This is a genomic window from Spirochaetae bacterium HGW-Spirochaetae-1, assembly GCA_002839375.1.
Taxonomy (GTDB): domain Bacteria; phylum Spirochaetota; class UBA4802; order UBA4802; family UBA5550; genus PGXY01.
The window spans coordinates 450,979-470,932 of the sequence record PGXY01000003.1 but is presented as its reverse complement, the minus strand read 5'-3'; the positions used below and the strand labels follow the sequence as shown (position 1 = coordinate 470,932).

General features: G+C 47.8%; 17 protein-coding genes. 14 read left to right on the top strand and 3 right to left on the bottom strand.

Going from position 1 to position 19,954, the window contains the following annotated elements:
- Nucleotides 1-18 precede the first annotated feature (18 nt).
- From CVV44_06725 to CVV44_06675, 11 genes are all read left to right on the top strand, one after another.
- Nucleotides 19-945, top strand: coding sequence for a hypothetical protein (locus CVV44_06725; protein ID PKL39910.1), 927 nt, complete (start codon nt 19-21; stop codon nt 943-945).
- Nucleotides 946-989: 44 nt separating this feature from the next.
- Nucleotides 990-2,558, top strand: coding sequence for a hypothetical protein (locus CVV44_06720; GenBank protein PKL39909.1), 1,569 nt, complete (start codon nt 990-992; stop codon nt 2,556-2,558).
- A 122-nt stretch (nt 2,559-2,680) separates the two neighbouring features.
- On the top strand, nt 2,681-3,286 hold the full coding sequence (locus CVV44_06715; protein PKL39908.1) for a hypothetical protein: 606 nt from the start codon (nt 2,681-2,683) through the stop codon (nt 3,284-3,286).
- A gap of 155 nt (nt 3,287-3,441) precedes the next feature.
- The gene (locus CVV44_06710; protein ID PKL39907.1) at nt 3,442-4,080 is read left to right on the top strand and encodes a hypothetical protein; all 639 of its coding nucleotides are present in this window, start codon (nt 3,442-3,444) and stop codon (nt 4,078-4,080) included.
- Nucleotides 4,081-4,175: 95 nt separating this feature from the next.
- Complete coding sequence (locus CVV44_06705; GenBank protein ID PKL39906.1) at nt 4,176-4,400, top strand: hypothetical protein; 225 nt, start codon at nt 4,176-4,178, stop codon at nt 4,398-4,400.
- Nucleotides 4,401-4,566: 166 nt separating this feature from the next.
- A complete protein-coding gene (locus CVV44_06700; protein PKL39905.1) occupies nt 4,567-9,306 on the top strand; it encodes a hypothetical protein in 4,740 nt (1,579 codons plus the stop codon).
- Between the two features lie 200 nt (nt 9,307-9,506).
- Nucleotides 9,507-10,439: a hypothetical protein gene (locus CVV44_06695; GenBank protein ID PKL39904.1), complete on the top strand. Its 933-nt coding sequence runs from the start codon at nt 9,507-9,509 to the stop codon at nt 10,437-10,439.
- 4 nt (nt 10,440-10,443) lie between these two features.
- Complete coding sequence (locus CVV44_06690) at nt 10,444-11,760, top strand: hypothetical protein (GenBank protein ID PKL39903.1); 1,317 nt, start codon at nt 10,444-10,446, stop codon at nt 11,758-11,760.
- Between the two features lie 286 nt (nt 11,761-12,046).
- On the top strand, nt 12,047-13,318 hold the full coding sequence (locus CVV44_06685; GenBank protein ID PKL39902.1) for an NADH:flavin oxidoreductase: 1,272 nt from the start codon (nt 12,047-12,049) through the stop codon (nt 13,316-13,318).
- A 103-nt stretch (nt 13,319-13,421) separates the two neighbouring features.
- Entirely contained in the window at nt 13,422-13,796 is a 375-nt protein-coding gene (locus CVV44_06680) for a hypothetical protein (protein PKL39901.1), read from the top strand.
- Between the two features lie 27 nt (nt 13,797-13,823).
- On the top strand, nt 13,824-14,252 hold the full coding sequence (locus CVV44_06675; GenBank protein ID PKL39900.1) for a hypothetical protein: 429 nt from the start codon (nt 13,824-13,826) through the stop codon (nt 14,250-14,252).
- A gap of 3 nt (nt 14,253-14,255) precedes the next feature.
- On the opposite strand, the gene corA is transcribed toward CVV44_06675, so the two are convergent.
- On the bottom strand, nt 14,256-15,320 hold the full coding sequence (gene corA / locus CVV44_06670) for a magnesium and cobalt transport protein CorA (GenBank protein PKL39899.1): 1,065 nt from the start codon (nt 15,318-15,320) through the stop codon (nt 14,256-14,258).
- Nucleotides 15,321-15,671: 351 nt separating this feature from the next.
- Between corA and CVV44_06665 the strand changes: the two genes are divergently transcribed.
- A complete protein-coding gene (locus tag CVV44_06665) occupies nt 15,672-17,321 on the top strand; it encodes a hypothetical protein (protein PKL39898.1) in 1,650 nt (549 codons plus the stop codon).
- Nucleotides 17,322-17,492: 171 nt separating this feature from the next.
- Here the strand turns inward: CVV44_06665 and CVV44_06660 are convergent, their stop codons facing one another.
- A complete protein-coding gene (locus CVV44_06660; GenBank protein ID PKL39897.1) occupies nt 17,493-17,714 on the bottom strand; it encodes a hypothetical protein in 222 nt (73 codons plus the stop codon).
- Nucleotides 17,715-17,734: 20 nt separating this feature from the next.
- Here CVV44_06660 and CVV44_06655 point away from each other — a divergent pair, with 20 nt between their 5' ends.
- Together CVV44_06655 and CVV44_06650 are read left to right on the top strand one after the other, a co-directional pair.
- A complete protein-coding gene (locus CVV44_06655) occupies nt 17,735-18,022 on the top strand; it encodes a hypothetical protein (protein PKL39896.1) in 288 nt (95 codons plus the stop codon).
- A gap of 118 nt (nt 18,023-18,140) precedes the next feature.
- Nucleotides 18,141-19,247 (top strand): lactate dehydrogenase, encoded by a 1,107-nt coding sequence (locus tag CVV44_06650; protein PKL39895.1) that lies wholly within the window; start codon nt 18,141-18,143, stop codon nt 19,245-19,247.
- Here CVV44_06650 and CVV44_06645 read toward each other — a convergent pair.
- Nucleotides 19,244-19,900 carry a hypothetical protein gene (locus CVV44_06645; GenBank protein PKL39894.1) on the bottom strand — a complete coding sequence of 219 codons (657 nt, stop codon included), beginning with the start codon at nt 19,898-19,900 and terminating at the stop codon, nt 19,244-19,246. The genes CVV44_06650 and CVV44_06645 overlap by 4 nt on opposite strands.
- Between the last annotated feature and the right edge of the window lie 54 nt (nt 19,901-19,954).

The window sequence follows — 19,954 nt, the reverse complement described above, 5'->3', positions numbered from 1 at the left end:
TGATTATGAGAGGTTTTCATGAAAAGGCATTTACTGGTTGTTATCTCGGTACTGGCCCTGGCTGTCCCGGTTATGGCCGCGGACAAGATGCGCGTAGCTGTTATAGACCTGCAGGGCAAAGGGGTGTCGAAGATGGTGAGCTACGCCGTTTCGGACCTTATACGGTCGGAAATGGTCAAGACAGGCATGTTTACCATAGTGGAGCGGGCCCAGATGGACGAGATACTGAAGGAGCAGGGCCTGCAGATGTCGGGATGCACCGACAGCGCCTGCGCCGTGGAGATGGGAAAGCTCCTTTCGGCACGGAAGATACTTATGGGCGAGATAAACCAGCTCGGACAGTCCTATGTAATCACGGTGCGTATCGTTGATGTTGAAAAAGGGGTTTCGGAGTTTTCCGCCAACGAGAAGGCGGCAAATGACGATGTGCTGGACCAGGCCAGTAAAAACATAACCAATAAACTGACCCGGAACATCGTGCAGGGAAATCCCGATGCCTTCGTATTCACTACACCAGCGGGATACTACACCCGTGCTATCGTGCCGGGCTGGGGGCAGTTCTATGCCGGACATCCCGTGAAGGGGACCGTCTTTCTCACTGCCTTCGTGGGGTCCCTGGGGTTCCTGGGTTATTCCATGTATAATTATTTCGACAAAAAGAGTGCCTATGAAGACCAGGGGCCGCCCCAGTCTCTTATAGACAAGAAATATGATGAATACCAGAAGGCTGCGGACCTGACCATGTATGCCGGAATCACTATCGGTGCGGTGTATCTTCTTAATTGGGTTGATGTGCTTTTCTTTTCAAAGCCCGATTTCAGCGCCGACAGCGAGTACGCGGGACTGCGTGTGAATGGGAATGAATATCTCTGTGTTGCCGCCGGACCCGTTTCTGGGTTCCAGAGAGAGATCAGGTATGCGGTGAGTTATGCGATGAGGTTTTAAGGAATATTGAAGCGGTCATAAATATATTTTTACGAGGTGGTGTCATGAAATCTGGAACAATAAAAGGTATTATATATTCAATATTTATTTCACTGCTGGTGCTCCTAGCGGGATGCGCGGCGGAGAGGAATAATCCCGAGGATGTGTACGGGGATGAGTATTATACCTACATGGCCCCGGATTTTTCGGCTGATGTCACTGAGGGAGACGCACCTCTCACTGTTCAGTTTACCGATGCAACAACAGGTAAGGATCTGCCTGACTCCTGGGAGTGGGATTTTGACAGTGACGGTACCGTTGATTCGACGGATCAGAATCCGGTCTATGTATTTCAGACGGAAGGGAGGTATGATGTAACACTCACGGTAAGGAATGAATATGGAGATAATTCTGAAAGAAAAAACAATTTTATTTTTTCAAAGGGATTCCATGGTATTAAAAAAATTGATGAATCGAGTCTCAATGAGCGACTCACAGGTAATGAGCCTGATATTGCAGTCCTAAATGGCAGTGTGTATATAAGTTATTATGAAGAGTGGGATGATGCATTTGCTGGTCTCAGTGTTAATCAATTGAAACTGGCATTTTCTAGCGATAAAGGTTTAACTTGGCCATTTGAAAAGAATCAGAAAGTGCTGAATTATTATACAGATTATGTAAATGACGCCTGTCATTATAGTTCAGTGGCAACATGTTTCAAGAATAATACAATTAATATTTTTGTTGTAAATGAATCGAACGATTTTTTAGGGAATCTGGTTGAATTCATTAAATCTGATGATAATGGTTTGTCATGGTCTCATTGTGCCTATGCAAGTTGTATAAATCCGATACATCCTAAAATATATGAGGAGGATGGTTTTGAATCATGGAGACCTGAAATTAAAATTGTTGGTGATCAGGCCCAGTTATATTGTGCTTATTTTAGAGAAGATTCTTCATTGAATTTGGCAGTAGGATTTTCAAAAAGTATCGATGAAGGTGAAACATGGATAGCCAATGAATTTATTAATGGCCCCCCTGCTCCCAAATATTCCCATGTGCCTTTTGATATTGTTGAAGATACAATTGATGGTAATAATATTTATGCATTCTTTACAACTTATGATCTTCCTTCCTTTTTTGATCTTAGTTTAAAAAAATCCTATGATGATGGTTTGTTATGGGAATCCGTTTATTACATTGATTATGCTGATACTATTTCAGAAGTTGTAATATCTGCTTTGCCCGGTGTTTCTAACAATATTGATAATATTTATATTGTATATTTTGCCGATGATCATTTAAAAATGGCGAGAAATTGTGATGGTTCCTCAGACTTTGATCTTTTTGATATTGAAACAAATATAACTGGCAGTGAATCCACTTCAATAAAAGTAATCAAAGATGATACTAACGATGATGATATTTATCTAAGTTATATTGCTGATAATGCACTTAAATTTGCTAGATCGCTTGATGGTGGCGAAACATGGATAATTCGAACTGTAGATGACTCCGGTGGCATTCATACGTCAATAGATGTAGAGGGTAATGATGTTTATATAGTCTATTATAGGGATAACACTCTCTGGTTTGCAAAATCCATCGATGGCGGGGATACATGGGATTGAATAAGTATTAGATAAAATAAAGTTTAGTGCACTATACTCCCCCCCCCCCGCAGCGAGTACTTCGCTGGCAGGGCTCCCTGTATTTTTTCCATCTCCACATCACTTCACCCGGGAGGTCTCCCATGAACTTCAACCATAAGCTCAAGGACAAAAAGGTGATCATCACCGGCGGTTCCAGCGGCATCGGCAGGGCCGCGGCGGGAATCTTTGCCGGGGACGGGGCAGGCGTCAGCCTGGTGTCGCGCCGCGGCGATGTTCTCAGGCAGGCCGTGGATGAAATAGTGAAGGAACGGGGCGGCGCGTGCCCCTTCGCTGATTTCTTTGCCCTGGATGTATCGAAAGAAGAAGACGTGAAGGACTTCGCCGGGAAGTATGTCGATATTCACGGCGTGCCCGATGTCCTGGTGAACTGCGCCGGAGTGGCGGACCATCCCGGACCTTTTGAGGACCTGCCGTCCCGTGATTTCAGGGAACTGATGGAAATAAACTTTTTCGGCACCGTGAATATGTGCCGCAGCTTTATACCGCTGATGAAGAAACAGGGCGGGGATATCGTCAATGTCTCGTCGGTGGCGGGGCTTTCCGGAGGTTACGGTTTCACGGCCTACTCCTCGAGCAAGTTCGCCGTGACCGGCTTTACCCTGAGCCTGCGCAGCGAGTTGAAAAAGCACGGTATCAACGTGACCCTCTTCTGCCCGGCATGTATGAATTCGTCCAGGACCGGATGATCGGGAAAGCCATTGCCCATTGACGGAAATATCCTGAAAATTCTGGAAAGCGCCATTGGCAGTCAGTATATTCCATGTATCTTCATCGGGGGTGAAGCAGATATTCATACCGGGATGCGATAAGTCCTCCACAATAATTTCAGAAGGAGAAATAAATGAAATGGAATCATTTATTGCCGTGCTGTCTGCCCCTTGTGTTTTTTATGCTGGTGACCTGTGATGGAAATAACAGCAACGTCGATATATCTGTTACTCGCTCCATCGACAGTGTAGTTGACCTTGACGGATGGGTCCGCAGTGACGGCGACGCGAGCTGGGACCGTGGAGGACCACTGACCGGGGATTTTGACAGCAGCTATCCCGGCCTGGGTTACCGGCAGTTCTACAGTTTTGATATCTCCATAATATCTCCAGGAAACGAGATAGAAGAGGCTTTCGTGCATTTATACCAGGCAAACTACAGTGGAGATCCTTATGCTGAGCTGGGTAGCGTGATAGTAGACCATGTTGATTATGGTGATTCGCTGACGTCAGACGACTATGACAGTGCCGCGCTGGAGGAGAATATAGGGACTCTTTCCGACAATTTAATATTAGAATATAAAACACTTGATGTAACCACTTATGTGCGGACTGATTACACTGCAGCCAGGCAGTATAGTCAGTTCAGGCTGCGCTTTTCAGTGGCGGACGGCAACGATGACGGCGGCAATGATTATGTCAATTTCACTGACTATGAGGATTCCTGCTGTGGAGTGAACATGCCGCCGTATCTAGAGGTAACGTATCGCTGAGATGATGTTATATATTCAATGGAGGAGGCCGCCATGATCACAATTAAAGATTCCTTCATCGTCAAGGGCCTCACGCCTCACCGGGCCTTCGACTGGTGGGCCTGCCCGCCACCTTTTCCTTTCGCTATGAGGCCGTCCATGGCGGTACCATGGTCATCTATGAGGCGACAATGGGATACCGGTCCCTGCCGGGCAGACTCCTCGACGCCCTGTTGAAAAAGCTTTATCCTCCCGGTGATTATGATGTGACCATACTGGGGCATGTCAGAGAGGATCATGAGGGGATTGCCACGGTTGACTGGAATTCCAGCAGGATGTAAATGTAGTGCATCGGGGGCTCTGACCCCTTATAAAACTGCTGGAATAGCGTAAAAAATTTGATTTACCCTCTTGTTTTTACTATGATGTTTTTATAATGTTGCCTGATCAGGGGGGCGGGCTTCCCGTATATATGAGAAAGGCCCTGGTTTCCAGTCGTTCTCATTCATGGATACACCGGTGGCGTCACGACAGATCATGTACAGCGAAAACACCATGATTGCCGACCGTTACAGGATCGGGAAGCTGCTGAAGGAAGGCCCGGCAAGCCGTGTCTATGCCGCCTTTGATACGAGAAATAAACGTCCCGTGGTACTCAAGGCCTTTACCGTGGAGCCGGGAAGGTTGGGCGATATTATTCGCTTTCATTCGGAACAACAGATTATCGCCGAGATTGATCATTCCTCGGTGGTAAAGATACATGATCACGGGAGCATGGGCCGTTTTGGCGGGCCGGAACAGTATGTGGCTATGGAGCATGTTCCAGGTATAACCCTCGGCGAAGCCCTCGGGGATGGCGATACTTTCACCTTCCAGGAAATCATCAGCGGCGCCATCAATCTCTGCGGCGCCCTTGAGGCCGTTCATGGCCAGGGCCTCATTCACTGTGATATCAAACCAGAAAATATCATCGTTACCGCAAGGGACGCTGTTTCAATGTCCGTCACTCTGATTGATTTCGGATCGGCCCGTTTGAAGAAATTCGAAAGAGAAAGGAGCGGGGAATTTATCGACGGGACCTTTGCCTGTATCGCCCCGGAACAGTGCGGGCTCATTCATGCCGCCGTTGAGGAGGCGAGCGATCTGTATTCGCTGGGCGTTCTCCTTTACCGACTTCTCGCCGGGACTTATCCCTTCAAGGGTGATTCTCTCTCGGCCCTGCTTCACAGCAAGATATCCAGGACACCGCCGTTACCCTCGGTGTATAACCCCGAAGTACCGGCTGTGCTCGATGAGATTGTCATGAAACTCCTTGAAAAGGAACCGGCGCACCGGTACTCCGAAGTGAGCGGCCTTCTCCATGACCTTGAACGCATCAGCAGGGGGGAATATGACTTCAGGCCCGGTGAACAGGACTTTGGCCGTGTCACCTTCAGGTCCCCTGTGATCGGCCGTGAAAGGGAAATGTCTGAAATGGAGGAGATGGCGGCGCAGGTTTTAGAAGGCAACGCCGTGTACTGTCTGTTAACCGGCGAAGCCGGTATTGGGAAAACGCGTTTCCTCCAGGAATTGAAAAAATCTCTCATGGCAAAGTCCTGGCTGGTCCTTGAAGGCAGGGCCGTGGAGCATGAGGGGCGCGAACCCTGGTCACTTTTCCGGAGCACCATGAAGACATACCTGAAGATATTCCAGCAGTACGGAATGGAAAAACAGGAGCGAATAACAGCGGTATTTCGCCGGGAATGCGCCGATTTTGGCAGTATTGTCACGGGACTTGTGCCGGATCTGGAACTCCTGCTGGGGAAGTGCCCTCCCATGGTGGAACTGGACCGCGACCGGGAATCACAACGCTTCATGATTTCACTGGTCAGGTTCTTGCGGGCCCTTGTCGATGCCGAGGAAGGACTGGCCGTTTTCTTTGACGACCTGCAGTGGGCCGACGAGGGGAGCCTGAAACTCATTGAGGATGCCCTGAAGGAGCTGAAACGCACCCGGCTCTTTGTAGTTGTTTCCACGCGCAGCGGCGAAAAAACGACGGGACCCGTACTTGAATTGTTCAAACGGCTAAGGAACGAACGGGGTATCCCGGTGCGGTCCGTGGTCTTGAGCCCCCTGGGCGTCAAAGACGTCACGCGCTGCCTGGGTGCCATGCTACACGAGGACGGCGTATGGACATCGCTCCTGGCGGAACATGTGTTCAGGCAGACCGGTGGGAACCCCCTCTTTACCGGGGAAATGATAAGACACCTGTTTCATGACGGTGTTCTTGTCCGTGAAGAAGGGGCGTGGCATATAAACGCGGAAAAACTAAAAAGTGTCGACCTGCCCGACAATGTCATGGATGCCATAAAGGCGAGGGTCGCGGCGCTCCCGGAAAAGGCCAGGGAAATTCTTTCCCGCGCCGCGGTCATCGGAAGAAGTTTCAGTGTCGATATACTCCTGGAGATAATTCCGGAAACGGCGGACACGCTGGAAAACCTGCGAGAGACTATGCTTGTCATGGCCGACGCGGCACGCCAGTGTATTGTCATGGAGGACGTGGCCGAGCGCGGCATGGTTATATTCACCCATGACCGCATACGCCAGGTTTTTTACGAGAGGCTCCGTAAAAGGCAACGGAAAAAACTGCATGCCATGATTATCGCCGCCCTGGAAGAGAAACAAAACGAGGATGAGTGTGCCACGCTTTTTGATCTGGCTCATCACGCCCTGGAGTCGGGCAGGCGCGATAAAATCATAACCTATGCCTGCCGTGCCGGTACGCGGGCCATGGAAGATTACGCCTTTGATGATGCCATCGGGTTTCTCGGCGAGACCCTTAAGGCCATCGAGAGAGACGATAATTTCAGGCAGAACGAAGATGAAAAAGAGATATGGCTTCAGGCAATGGAGAAGTACGGCGAGAGCCTGGTCTTCGTGGGACGCTCTGATGAAGGCATTGCCGTATTTGAGAGGCTGCTTAATGAAAATATTGATAATAATAAAAATGCATATTATTATCAATATTTGACTCTTGCCTCATTAAGAAAAGGTGATTTTAAAAATTGTGAATCATATGCGTCCGAGGGCCTCAAATTATTTGGAGAAATAGTCCCAGGAAAAAAATCAAGAGTGATATTGGGTACAATCAAAGAAATAATAATTCATCTATTCAGGCCGCGGTATATTTCTAAAAAATATAATGCTAATGAGGAAAAAGCGAATATTGTAAGGAACATAATTAGTTGTTATAAATGGCTACTTTATACTTATTACTGGCATGATGGCTGGAAGGGATTGAGGGTAATTCTGCGAATGGGAAATCTTTGTGAGAAATATTTATCAGGATCAAAAGAGTTGGCGGAATTATATTATCATTATGGGCTTTTATTCACAACAACAGGTTTTTATAAAAGGGCTGAGTTTTTTCTCAGCCTTTCAACGAAATTACATGAAGAAAATAACAATGAAAAAGGGTGTATTCAAACACTTAATGGAAAAGCTCTTGTGCTTATTATGAAAGGTCAATTTCAGGAAAGTCTTGAACTTTGCAAACAGGGAATACAGCGAATGCAGACTATCGGCGATTATGTTGAAATCAGCAAATTCTCGCAATTTATTATCTTTGTTAATTATTTTATGAGCAATTATAGAGAGGCATTTTCCACCTATAATTATTATTTTTATATAAATAAAAGTTTTTTTGATGAACTTACTTATGGAGGAACTTTTTATCCATTACGAGAATACATTGAAAAAGCAGACTACATTAATGCTGAAAAGATGATCAAAAGATATGCAACCTTTTTAGAAAAGAATAAAATATGGTTTCTCTATGCGGTTACATTATCCAGTCTGGGACGTTTATATCATGAGCAAGGACTATATGCTAAAAGCAAAGAAGTGTTTGCGTGGTGCATGCATATCATCAAAAAGGAATTATTGCCAATGCATTTTTTAAATATGGTCTATCCATTCTACTGTGATACTCTTATTATGGAATATAATGACAATAATACACAGAACAGTATTTCAAAAATGAAAACACTGTATATTATTAAGAAATATATAAAAAAAGGTCTTAGATCAACAAAATGTTTTAATCATCACCACGATGTAGCATTGAGGGTTGCCGGTAAGTACTTCTTGTTGAAGAATAATATAAAAAAGGCGGAATCTTATTTTATTCAGGCTGTTGATAAAAGTCATGCCATGGGCAAGCGCTATGAGGAGGCCCGCACGCGGTATGAGTACGGGCTCTGGCTCCTGGAACGAAAGGAGTATGAACGGGCCTGGGTTCACCTCGACCGCTCGTACATGTTGTTCAGGGAAATCGACATCCCCCATTACCAGCAGAAAATACTCGCCCTCATGGAAAATGAAGGAGAACGGCGCAGTCCCCTGCGGCGCTTTCTTGACCGGGAACGGAAGGACCATGTTATGGCCTGTGTCGAAGGGATAGGCAATTACGGAGGATACCGGGAACTGCTTGACTATGTGGCGCAGTGCTCCATGGAAATCTGCGGGGCGCGTTCCTGCGGTCTCTTTATCGCCGATACGGACACGAGCGTCCTGCGCCTCGAGGTCCGGGCCTCCGTTGATGAGAGTGACTTCGAGTACTCGCAGCATATCGTCGATGAGTGTTTCAGTACACGGAGGCTTATCATCACCACCAGCGCCGAGGAGAGCGAAGATTACTCGCCCTACCACAGTGTGGCCTCTGCGGGGCTCAAGTCCATACTGTGCCTGCCACTGCAGCGCAATGACCTGCTTATCGGCGTCTGTTATCTGGATAATTCCCTTGCCGCAGGCGTATTTTCACGCGATGACGCGCGCCTTATGCAGTACTTTCTCTCCACTTCCGTGATCCGCATAGAGAATGCCCTTCTTGCCGGGAAACTGAAGGAGGGCCCTGCGCCGAAGGAGGACGATGAAACTGCAATGGGAAGAGATTACTGCAGCCGCGCCATTGAATGTATCGAAAAGCGTTTTTGTGAGGAGTTCTCTCGGGAAGATGTAGCCCGGGAGCTGGGAGTCAATCCCGATTATCTCGGTAAAGTATTCAAAGCACACATCGGCAGGAGTATCCACGATTACACAAACGAGGTGCGTGTTAAATGGGCGCTGGAAGAGCTTAAAAATACGGACCGCAGAGTCATTGATGTCGCTTTTGATGCCGGGTTCGAAAGCCTGCGAACCTTTAACCGGTCTTTTTACCGCGTTACCGGCGAATCGCCGAAGAAGTATCGGCAAAACTGTAAACCCTGATGGCCTTTTACTTGAAGTGATTGTCTGCAATCCTCGACTCCCCTGATGGAAAGTCCTGTCACTTTGAAAAAAAATAGAAAGCCAAGTGTTCTGACCCTGCACTGAGAAAACCGGTCATTTGCAGACATGCTGCAAATGACCAGACAGCCTGTCGAATATCTGGTGCATTATCCCATATAAAACACTCCAGGGAGGATTCTATGAAGAAAGTGCTCATTATAACCTCTGCGGTAATGGCCCTCTTTATCGCTGCTCTTTTTCTCGTTCCCGTACTTTTCCCCGGGCAGGAATATCCCCTTGCCGAAATGACGGAAAAGTATGCCCCGGGAAAAACCATTACCGTGGATGGTAAGCAGGTTCATTTCATGGACAAAGGCAGGGGCCCTGTGCTGATTCTTCTTCATGGCCTTGTGTTTCATACAATAATGTGGGAAAGGAACATGGAGGCCCTGTCAAAAAAATATCGAGTCATTGCCCTTGACCTCTGGGGCTGGGGATTCAGTGAAAGGCTCGATGCTGATACCTACTCCTTTAATGTGTATGCCCGCCAGGTTACGGGCTTCATGGACGCCCTGGGAATTAAAAGGGCGTCGCTTGCCGGCCAGTCCATGGGAGGCGGTGTTGCGGTATACACGGCAGCCCGTTATCCGCAGCGCATCGAAAAACTGATACTGGTTGCGCCCGCCGTCATTCCCTATGACATTCCTCTCGATGCCAAGATGTTCATTCTTCCCGTTATCGGTGAATTCATGAACGCCATCGCCACCGATTCCATGGTGAAGGACACAGTGCGAAAGGTATGGTTCTTTGACAGCTCAAAGGCCCCCGATGTATATGCCGACAGGGTGATACGACCCTTGAAGGTGCAGGGGACTCTGGACGGCATGGTCTTTATGCAGCGCTCCATGCTGGCGCCGCCCATAGTGACGGCTGAAGCTGAAATGCTTTCGAAGAACCTTCCTCCGATTCTGATCGTGCACGGGCGGGAGGACAGGGCGGTGCCACTGAGTTGCTCCCAGCGCCTGAACCTGATGTGGAAGGGATCGCAACTGGAGATTTTTGAAAAAGCGGGCCACAGCCCCAACCAGGAATATCCGGAACAATTCAATCGTCTGGTTATGGAATTTCTATGAAACGATGAGAGGTGATGATGCTATGCATGAATGTGTGGAATTGTTAAGCAGGTACCTGCGGATCGATTCATCCAATCCCCCGGGGAATGAAAGGGAGACGGCGCGTTTCTTTGCCGATATATTCGACCGGGAAGGGATAGAGTATACATTCTATGAACCGGTAAGGGACCGGATTTCAGTGCGCGCCTGTGTCAAAGGCAGTGGCAAAAAGGAACCTCTTATATTGTTGAACCACATGGACGTGGTGCCGGTCACGGGCCAGGATTTCAGCTTCGATCCCTTCGGCGGTGAAATCCGGGACGGCTTTGTCTGCGGCCGAGGTGCCCTGGACATGAAGGGAATCGGCATCATGCAACTCATGGCCTTTCTGGCAATGAAAAGGGGAGGTGTGAACCTGAATCGTGATCTACTTTTTCTTGCCGTGGCAGATGAGGAAGAGGGCGGAAAACATGGCGCACGTTTCCTCCTGGAGAGCCATGCCCAAGAGTTCAGGGCCGGAGTCGTTCTCAACGAGGGAAGCTTCGGCATATCCAACATGCTTCCAGGCAGGAAAGTGATGATGATTTCCACGGCTGAAAAAGGCGCCTGCTGGCTCCGCCTTTCAAGGAAGGGGATGCCGGGACATGGGTCATGTCCTCATGGTCAGAACGCCTTGGTGAAAATGAACGAAGCGCTGGCGCGACTTCTTGCGACGCCGCTTCCTGTCACCATAACCCATGTGGTTGCTGTTTACTTTAAAAATCTTTCACAGGAATGGCAATTCCTGGCCCCCTATGCCGAAGACGGGAAATTCGAAACCCTGGCCCGTGTATTGACGGAAAGCGGCATGCTGGGTGTTCCACAGCTCAATGCCATGGTTCGTAACACCATCAGCCTCAACATGGTGGATGCTGGCATAAAGATCAATGTCATTCCCGATCAGGCCACAGCCTGCCTGGACATACGCCTTCTTCCGGGACAGGACGTCCAGGAGTTTATCGACTTCGTGAAAAAGTCACTGGCCGATGATGAAATATTAATCGAACCTGTTATGACGACCCCGGGCAGTGAGTCTGCCGTGGACAATGAGGACTACGCGATACTTCAGGCCTCTTTGCGGGACCATTTCCCCGACTCCCTCATGACGCGATCAATTCTTATGGGGATATCGGATTCGCGTTTTTTCAGGGAAAGGGGCGTGCCCGCCTACGGGTTCTGTCCCATTTTCATTACCATGGACCATCTGAAAATGATACACGGCAATGATGAAAAGATATCCGTGGAAGAACTGACCACAGGCTGTAATGTGTACACCGATGTCGTGCAGAGGCTCTGTACGTGATGGATGGTCTGTTGTTCAAAATAAAAAATGACCGTTATGACCGGCCATTTGCAGACATACTGCTGATGGCCAGACAGTGCCTCCAGTTCCGGTTATATTGTTTTCATTGAATGTATTTAAGGGGGAGTAATCGCTTCGGTACGGAAGGGAGGCTGTCATGAAAGCGCTGCGCGTCACTGTTATGACATTATCCATGATAGTGCTGATTTTTTTCCTGTGGATGGTTTTTATTTTTTATCAGATTTTCCATGCCATGCTTGAAATTTTACATTGAAGGGGGATAAACATGTCACTACTGTTCAAACCGTTCAGGATAGGAAAACGCAAGATTAAAAACCGATTTATCCATTCGGCCACTTATGAGTGCATGGCGACTCCCGATGGTTTTGTCACGGAAAGCCTGGTAAATCGTTACCATACACTGGCCCGGGGAGAAGTGGGACTCATTATTCCCGGGCACATGTATGTTCATTCGCAGGGAAAGGCTGCGTTATTGCAGACCGGGATCAATGATGACCGTTTTATTCCGGGATTGAAATCCCTGGTTGACACGGTCCATGACGAAGGGAGTGATATCCTTTTTCAGCTTGCTCATTGCGGTCAGCAGACAAAGAAAGAAGTAATCGGCGGAATTCCCATGTCACCCTCGGCTGACCATCGTGATCCCATAACGTTCTTTAAGCCCAGGGCAATGCGCGAGACGGACATTGAAGAAGTCATTTACGCTTTTGGGGAGGCTGCACTGCGGGCCGCTGCGGCCGGGGCCGACGGTGTACAGATTCATGCAGCACACGGGTATCTGGTGAACGAGTTTCTCTCTCCCTTTTTCAATCACCGGGAAGACCGGTGGGGCGGATCCGACGAGAATAGGTTCCGTTTATTCGTGGAAATATATAACGCCGTGCGCAGAAGCATGCCGCCGGACCGTATTGTATCGGTAAAAATAAATGCCTGTGATTATACGCCAAAAGAAGGGATCACTCCCGATCTGGCAGCCCGGTACGCAGCATGGATGTCCGATCTGGGAGTGGACCTTATAGAGGTAAGCTGCGGCGCGTCGAATTTTTCCTGGATGAATATGGTGCGCGGCGATGTGCCGGTCAAAGAACTGGTCCACGCCATGCCGGTCTATATGAAGCCTGCCGCCTGGATGCTCATGAAAAGCATGTCGGGCAAATACAATTTTTCAGGCCCCTATAATGTTGACGCGTTAAAACAGATAAGGCAGGTTACTGCTGACACACCCCTTTCCGTGGTGGGAGGGGTTCGCCGTATCGATGATATGGAAGGCATAATCAATGGCGGCCACAGCGATTTCGTATCCATGAGCAGACCCTTTATCCGGGAACCGCACCTGGTCAGAAAGATGCGCGAGGGAAAAATTCGCACCGTGAGCTGTGTTTCCTGTAACCGCTGCTTTGGCAATCTGACGGCAAACCGGCCTGTACGTTGTGTAAACATGGAACGGGCCGGTGTGGCTCAAAGATCCGGTGAAGATAAAAGGCCTGTGGAGGTCCGTTGGGAAGAGCATGGGCTTGAGCATGGGGCAACCCGGTGAGTGAAACTGTTGTTCGGAACTACGTGCTCTTCGCGGTCTTCTTGTGATCTTCCCAAAATATGGTGAAGAGAGCATAATATTAAAATAATGCAGGAGGATGGTTATGACAGTGAGTATATTTATGAAGTTCAAATCGGTTGTTTCAGTTATTTTCGGGATTGGCACGCTTCTGGCAGGCGGGTGGCTTGTATCTCTCTTCGGAGCAACAGTGGACAGCGCAGGTATGCTCTTTGTTAATTATACTGGAGCCTGTTTTCTGGGAATAGGCCTCATCTGCTGGTTTGTATCGAATACCGATAAGAATGACCTCCGCCAGGGAGTGCTGTTGTCATTACTGATATGCGACAGTATAGGATTCGTTGTTGCCCTCCTGGCTCAGCTTGCCGGTGTCACAAATGCCCTGGGATGGTTTAATGTGGGTATCTGGCTGGTGCTTGCCCTGGGTCTGGGGTACTGTCGGTTCCTGGCGAAAGATTGAAAAAACCATGTAAAGGAGGATTGAATCATGGCACATGTTGAAAAGAGCGTGAATATCAAAGCCCCTGTTGATCAGGTCTATCGGTATATAACCGACGCCCATCACTCACCGGAGTGGATTCGCAGCATGGAAACATCCAGCGATATTTCCGGAAGCGGGAAAGGAGATCATTTTAAGTGGACGTACAAAATGGCCGGTATTACTTTTAACGGTGATTCTGAAATTATCGAACATATCCCCAATAAAAAACAGGTGGTACACAGCACCGGTGGTATTGATGCTGTCTGGGACTTTAATTTCAGGGACCTGGGCGGAACTACAGAACTAAAGCTGGACATTGATTACTCGGTGCCCATCCCGGTGCTGGGAAAAGTGGCCGAGAAGCTTGTCCTCAAGCAGAATGAGAAGGAGGCCGAGGAAAGCCTCGCAGCCTTGAAGTCAAAGCTGGAGGCTTAGAATTCACAGCCAGTTTTTTCTCCTGAAATAAATCACCATGCCGATCCCGATGAAAAACATGATTCCCATAATGACGGGGTATCCCAGGGGGGTTTCCAGTTCAGGCATAAATTTAAAATTCATGCCGTACACGCCGGCGATGAATGTCAGGGGAATGAAGGTAGTGGAGATAATGGTAAGGACCTTCATGACTTCGTTCATCCTGTTGCTCATGCTCGAGAGATAGATGTCCAACATGTTGGATATCATGTCGCGGAATGTCTCGATGGTGTCAATGACCTGGACGGTGTGGTCGTAAACGTCCCGCAGGTAAGGCATGACGCTGTCCGATATGAGATGCGATTCGGTACGCTGGAGAAAGCCTATTATCTCCCGCAGGGGCCATACGGATCTCCGCAGGTATATCATCTCCCTCTTGAGCCTGTGGATAGACTGGAGCGTGGTCGGCGTAGGGTCCGTGGTGAGTTCCTCTTCTATGTCTTCAATGCGTTCGCCGATTTTTTCCAGCAGCAGGAAATTATGGTCCACAATAACATCCAGGAGCGAGTAGTGGAGATAATCCAGTCCCATTTTTCTCAGGCGTCCCTTGCTGGAACGAACGCGGTCCCATATAATGTTGAAGACGCCGCCGGACTGCTCCTGGAACGTGATGATGAAATTTGAGCCCAGAATGATGCTGTACTGCTCTATCTGTATTTCATCTTTCTCCATATCATAATCAATCATCTTCAAAACAGTGAAGATGTAATCGTCGTAGTCTTCGATCTTAGGGCGATGGTTCGTATTGAGGATGTCTTCCAGTATCAGTGGATGGAGCCCGAATATATTACCGATACTTTCAATGACCGTGGTATCGTGGAGGCCGCAGACATTGATCCAGGTAATCCCCTCGGTTTTCAGAAAGGGTATACAGTCCCTGACATCGCTGATTTCCTGCTCGTGAAGGTCGTTCTGGTTGTAGTCTATGAGCGTTATGCGGACCTCAGCGGCCTTTTGTTCACCCACGTGGAGGAGGGTCCCGGCGGGGAGGCCTATTTTTCCTTTTCTTCCCTTGAGCAGGTTGAGCATGTCATATCTCCGTTAGTTTTTTTGGCGTTTTCAATTCTATACAAGGACCGCCCATCGTGCAATTCATTTTTATTTCAAATTGTGGGATATAAGAACCGTAGAAATGTCGAATGGTGTGTTTTATCGGGAAGTTTTCCGTTGTTGTGAACATGAAAGGCAGTCCATCAGGTAATTTATTAATATTCACAGCGACCGGTCCGGATTTTGGAAACCATTACTGGTTAAGGAATTTAATTAACATTAAATATAAATGGAATAATAAAGCAATCAACGCCATTGACAGAGCTTTTCAGAGGTGATATACTGAGGTTGATCGAATGTTTAACGATAGAATACAGGTGCAAAACAGCAATGAACAGTGTATCCTTGGGGACTGTGTATGAAAAAGTCTTTGATGAGTCATGTAATCCCGCAGTATTGCTCCGTGTCCTTTGTAAGAATGGATCTGCTGGTGACCTGATCGTTGTAAAGGCCAACAGGTCCTTTCATACTCAGATAAAGAATATCGACGCGGGCAAATCGATTATTACTGAATACAAGACTTTTTCAAAAATATTTACCGGCTGGAAAAGCCTGGCGGTCGATCTCGTGAGCTCCAACGGGTGTACAACAATGAAGGCGATGAATAAAGACAGCAAGGAATTGCGGACTTACTCCCTGTTTTCCGTTAACGAAGAGACTCTGTGTCTTAACATTAATATAATAAAAGCAGGATGCATTTCACCCGGAAATGAATTATATCCCGGCACTGCTGCAATGTATGAGGAATATAATCTCCTCTCGGCAATAAACTCCATACTCATCGGTGTTTCGTTCGAAGATATAATCACGCACTGGAACGCCAATGCTGAAGCTGTCTTTCAGATAAAGGCTCATGACGCAATCGGTAAAAACATGAATAAAATCGTCATCGGACTGCAATGGGACTGGAAGGAGATTTATCTCGGTATCGCCGAAGGAATGACGACCGGAGAGGCCGTGAGTCTTCCGGAAATTACACTTACCACCTCTGACGGGGTGGACCGTACTCTCGGCATAACCATCAGTCCCATTAAAAGTAATGACGGCAGGATGAGAGGATTTCTGATCTACGGCAGGGATATAACCGAAAAAAAAATGATGGAAATGCAGATTTTGCAGGACCAGAAACTGAAATCCATCGGTGAACTGGCATCAGGCGTGGCGCACGAAATTAATACTCCCATGCAATACATCAGCGATAATACCCATTTTTTGAAAGATTCCTTTTCGAACATACTCGGCATGTATGAAACCTGTTTGGGATTCATCCGAAGTATCAAGACCAGTTCCGGGGAGAGTGCTGTGGAGGAGGGGGTAGAACGTCTGGAGAATCTGCAAAGCAGCCTCGATATTGAATTTCTTAAAAAGGAGATTCCCCAGGCCATTGACCAGTCTCTGGAAGGAATTAATAGAGTTATACAGATCGTTAAATCAATGAAGACTTTTTCACATCCCGGGAATGACTCGAAGGTATTCTCAAATATAAACAAGATTATACAAGATACTATTACTATTTTACGCAGTGAATGGAAATATGATTCGGATGTTGAAACGGCCCTGGATTTATCGCTTCCGGAAATACTCTGTTTTCCCGCTGAAATCAGCCAGGTTTTATTGAATATGCTGGTAAATGCTTCGCAAGCTATTAAATCATCTATAGCGGCAGGGCATATCAGCAGGGGATATATCGGGATCGGAACAAAAAATGTCGGGAAGAGCGTGGAGATCACCATCAGTGACAATGGGATCGGCATTACGAAAGCGAACATTCCCAAAATCTTTGATCCCTTTTTCACTACAAAGGAAGTCGGCCAGGGGACCGGTCAGGGGCTCGCCATTTCCTATGCTATTGTAAAAAAGAAGCATCATGGTTCCATACGATTGTCGTCACAGGAGAATAAGGGAACCACTTTTTTTATCCGCCTGCCCATTGATGCGCAGGAGACGAATGATGGGAAAGATCAGACTGTTCTTCGTTGATGATGACAATAATGTATTGTAGAGTCTTCAGAGAAATATACACTGAAGACGATCCGGTAATTTTACACATCAGTAATTTGTTATAGAAAAGAATCGTTTTCGATAATTGGTGATGCCATATTTGTTCAGATTAGATTTAAATTAAGGGAAGAAATAATAAACTATTATTTTCTATTGATCGGATTCCTTCTTTTTTCGGTGATCCATAATTCCTTTTGTAAGATACCCTGCGAGGAAGCCAATTATTACAAGCAAATATATAAGGAAAATCAGTGGAACTTCAAAAGTAAAAAACAATATCTTTACGGCTACACTATTCAGGTTTGCCATTGAAATGATTGTCACAATTATGACGAAAGACAGAACTATGTAATTTGATAATTTTTTTACCATGGGTATCTCCACTAGAAAAAATGATAATGAATTGTTGTTTTTATGTCAAGAAAATTCTATGCTACTTCAAGCTTGCTCTGGTCTATATCGATATTGACAATTTCAAACTTATCAATGATACCTTCGGTCATAAAACCGGGGATCTCCTGCTCTCCAGAGTCGTGAAAGTGATTCAGGGTGCGATCAGGTTTATCGATATTCTGGCCAGGGCAGCCCGGGATTGTGGGATTATATTACAACCTTTTGAGCGAATAGTATGCTGTGGAAAACCTTTTTTGGCATGTTTTCGCATTCCATCCTTGAATTGAGGCTATCTTTACGGAAAGGACTATATTTTCTGCTTGCCTGATATTTATTTTCTGTTAGATGTGTCCCTCGTCCACGGGGAAACCGCCGTAAATTCTGAAATAGAACAAGGAGCCTTCAATGAGCGATAAAAGTGTCTGGATACAGTTTGATGTTATGGAAAAATTCATGGCCGATGTCTTCATGGGCCTGGGTGTTCCGGAAAACGAGGCCCGCATATGCGCCGAGGTTCTTATCACCGCTGACAAGCGCGGCATCGAATCCCATGGAATCAACCGTCTGAAACCCATATATTATGACCGCATCAAAGAGGGAATCCAGAACCCGAAAACGAAATTCGATATTGTAAAGGAAGGCCCCACAACGGCGGTCATCGACGGCAACAACGGTATGGGCCATGTCGTGGGGCAGCGCTCCATGCAGATGGCCATAGACAAGGCCCGAAAATTCGGCATGGGCATGGTGGCCGTGCGGAACTCAACGCATTACGGCATAGCGGGATATTATTCCATCATGGCCGCGGACAACGGCATGATCGGCATCACGGGCTCCAACGCGCGGCCCTCCATAGCGCCGACCTTCGGCATCGAGAACATGCTGGGAACCAATCCCCTGGTGTTCGGCATCCCCACTGATGAGGATTTCCCCTTTGTGATAGACTGCGCCACATCAGTGACCCAGCGCGGCAAGATAGAAGTTTACGCCCGTCACGGGAAAGACCTTCCCGAGGGATGGGTCATCCGCGAGGACGGCACCGCCGGTACCGATGCCCAGCTCACGCTGAAGGACCTCATCGACGGCACGGCGGCGCTCACTCCCCTGGGAGGAATTGGCGAGGAGATGGGCGGATACAAGGGATACGGCTATGCCACGGTGGTGGAGATACTCTGTGCCGCGCTCCAGGGCGGGGCCTACCTGAAGATGCTGAGCGGTTTTGAGAACGGGAATAAAGTCCCCTACAGGCTGGGCCATTTTTTCATGGCCGTTGATGTATCGCAGTTTACGGAGCTCGACGAGTTTAAAAAGACCACGGGAGAGATACTCCGGGCCCTGCGCGCTTCGAAGAAGATGCCCGGGCAGCCCCGCATCTACACGGCCGGAGAAAAGGAACACGACGTCTGGCTCGAGCGGAAGGACAAGGGAGTCCCTGTAACCGAGAGCCTCCAGCAGGAGATCATCACCATGCGTGATGAACTCAAGATAAAAGGGTACGACTTTCCTTTTTAAAAATCACTTTCATCCCAGAATCCCTCTTTCAGGATAAGCGTGTTTTCCTTCCAGGCGATGATGCCCCGTTTTGTCAGGCGCAGGATGAGCCGCGAAAAGGTCTCGGGAATGGTGCCGATGGCCGAGGCTATGTCCTTCTTGGGAATGGTGATGGTATAGTGGTACTGTTTCCCGTAGTTGTCGGAAAGAAAATGAAAAAATCGGTCCTCCACATCATGGGCCGTGAGATAGTGGATGCGGTCCGAGAGGAAACGCAGTTTCCGGAAAAGCGAGGCGATGAAACCGTTTCGTCCCCCGGGGCTCTCCAGCATGTGCAGAAAAGAATCACGGTGCAGGGCAAGCACCTCGGAATCGGCCACGGCAATGGCCGTCACCGGATAGGTGGTGGAGCCGAAGAGCACGACCTCGGCGAAAAATTCACCGGGATGTATGATCTTTATCGTTGTTTCCTCTCCCTCAAAGGAAGTCTTGAAAAGGCGCAGGGCTCCCTTCGTGAGGTAATAGGAATGCGATCCCTCGAAGCCTTCATGAAAGAGAACTTCCTTTGTTTTAAGCTCATGTATCCGGCAGAGTTCCGCCAGTTCCTTCAGTGACGTCTCATCGAGGTCTTTGAAGAGGTCCGATTCCTTCAGGGCATGCATAATATCCTTCATGTTCTTTTTCTCTCCCGCTGTTGACTTAGGTCAATGCACAAGTGGTTCATTTCC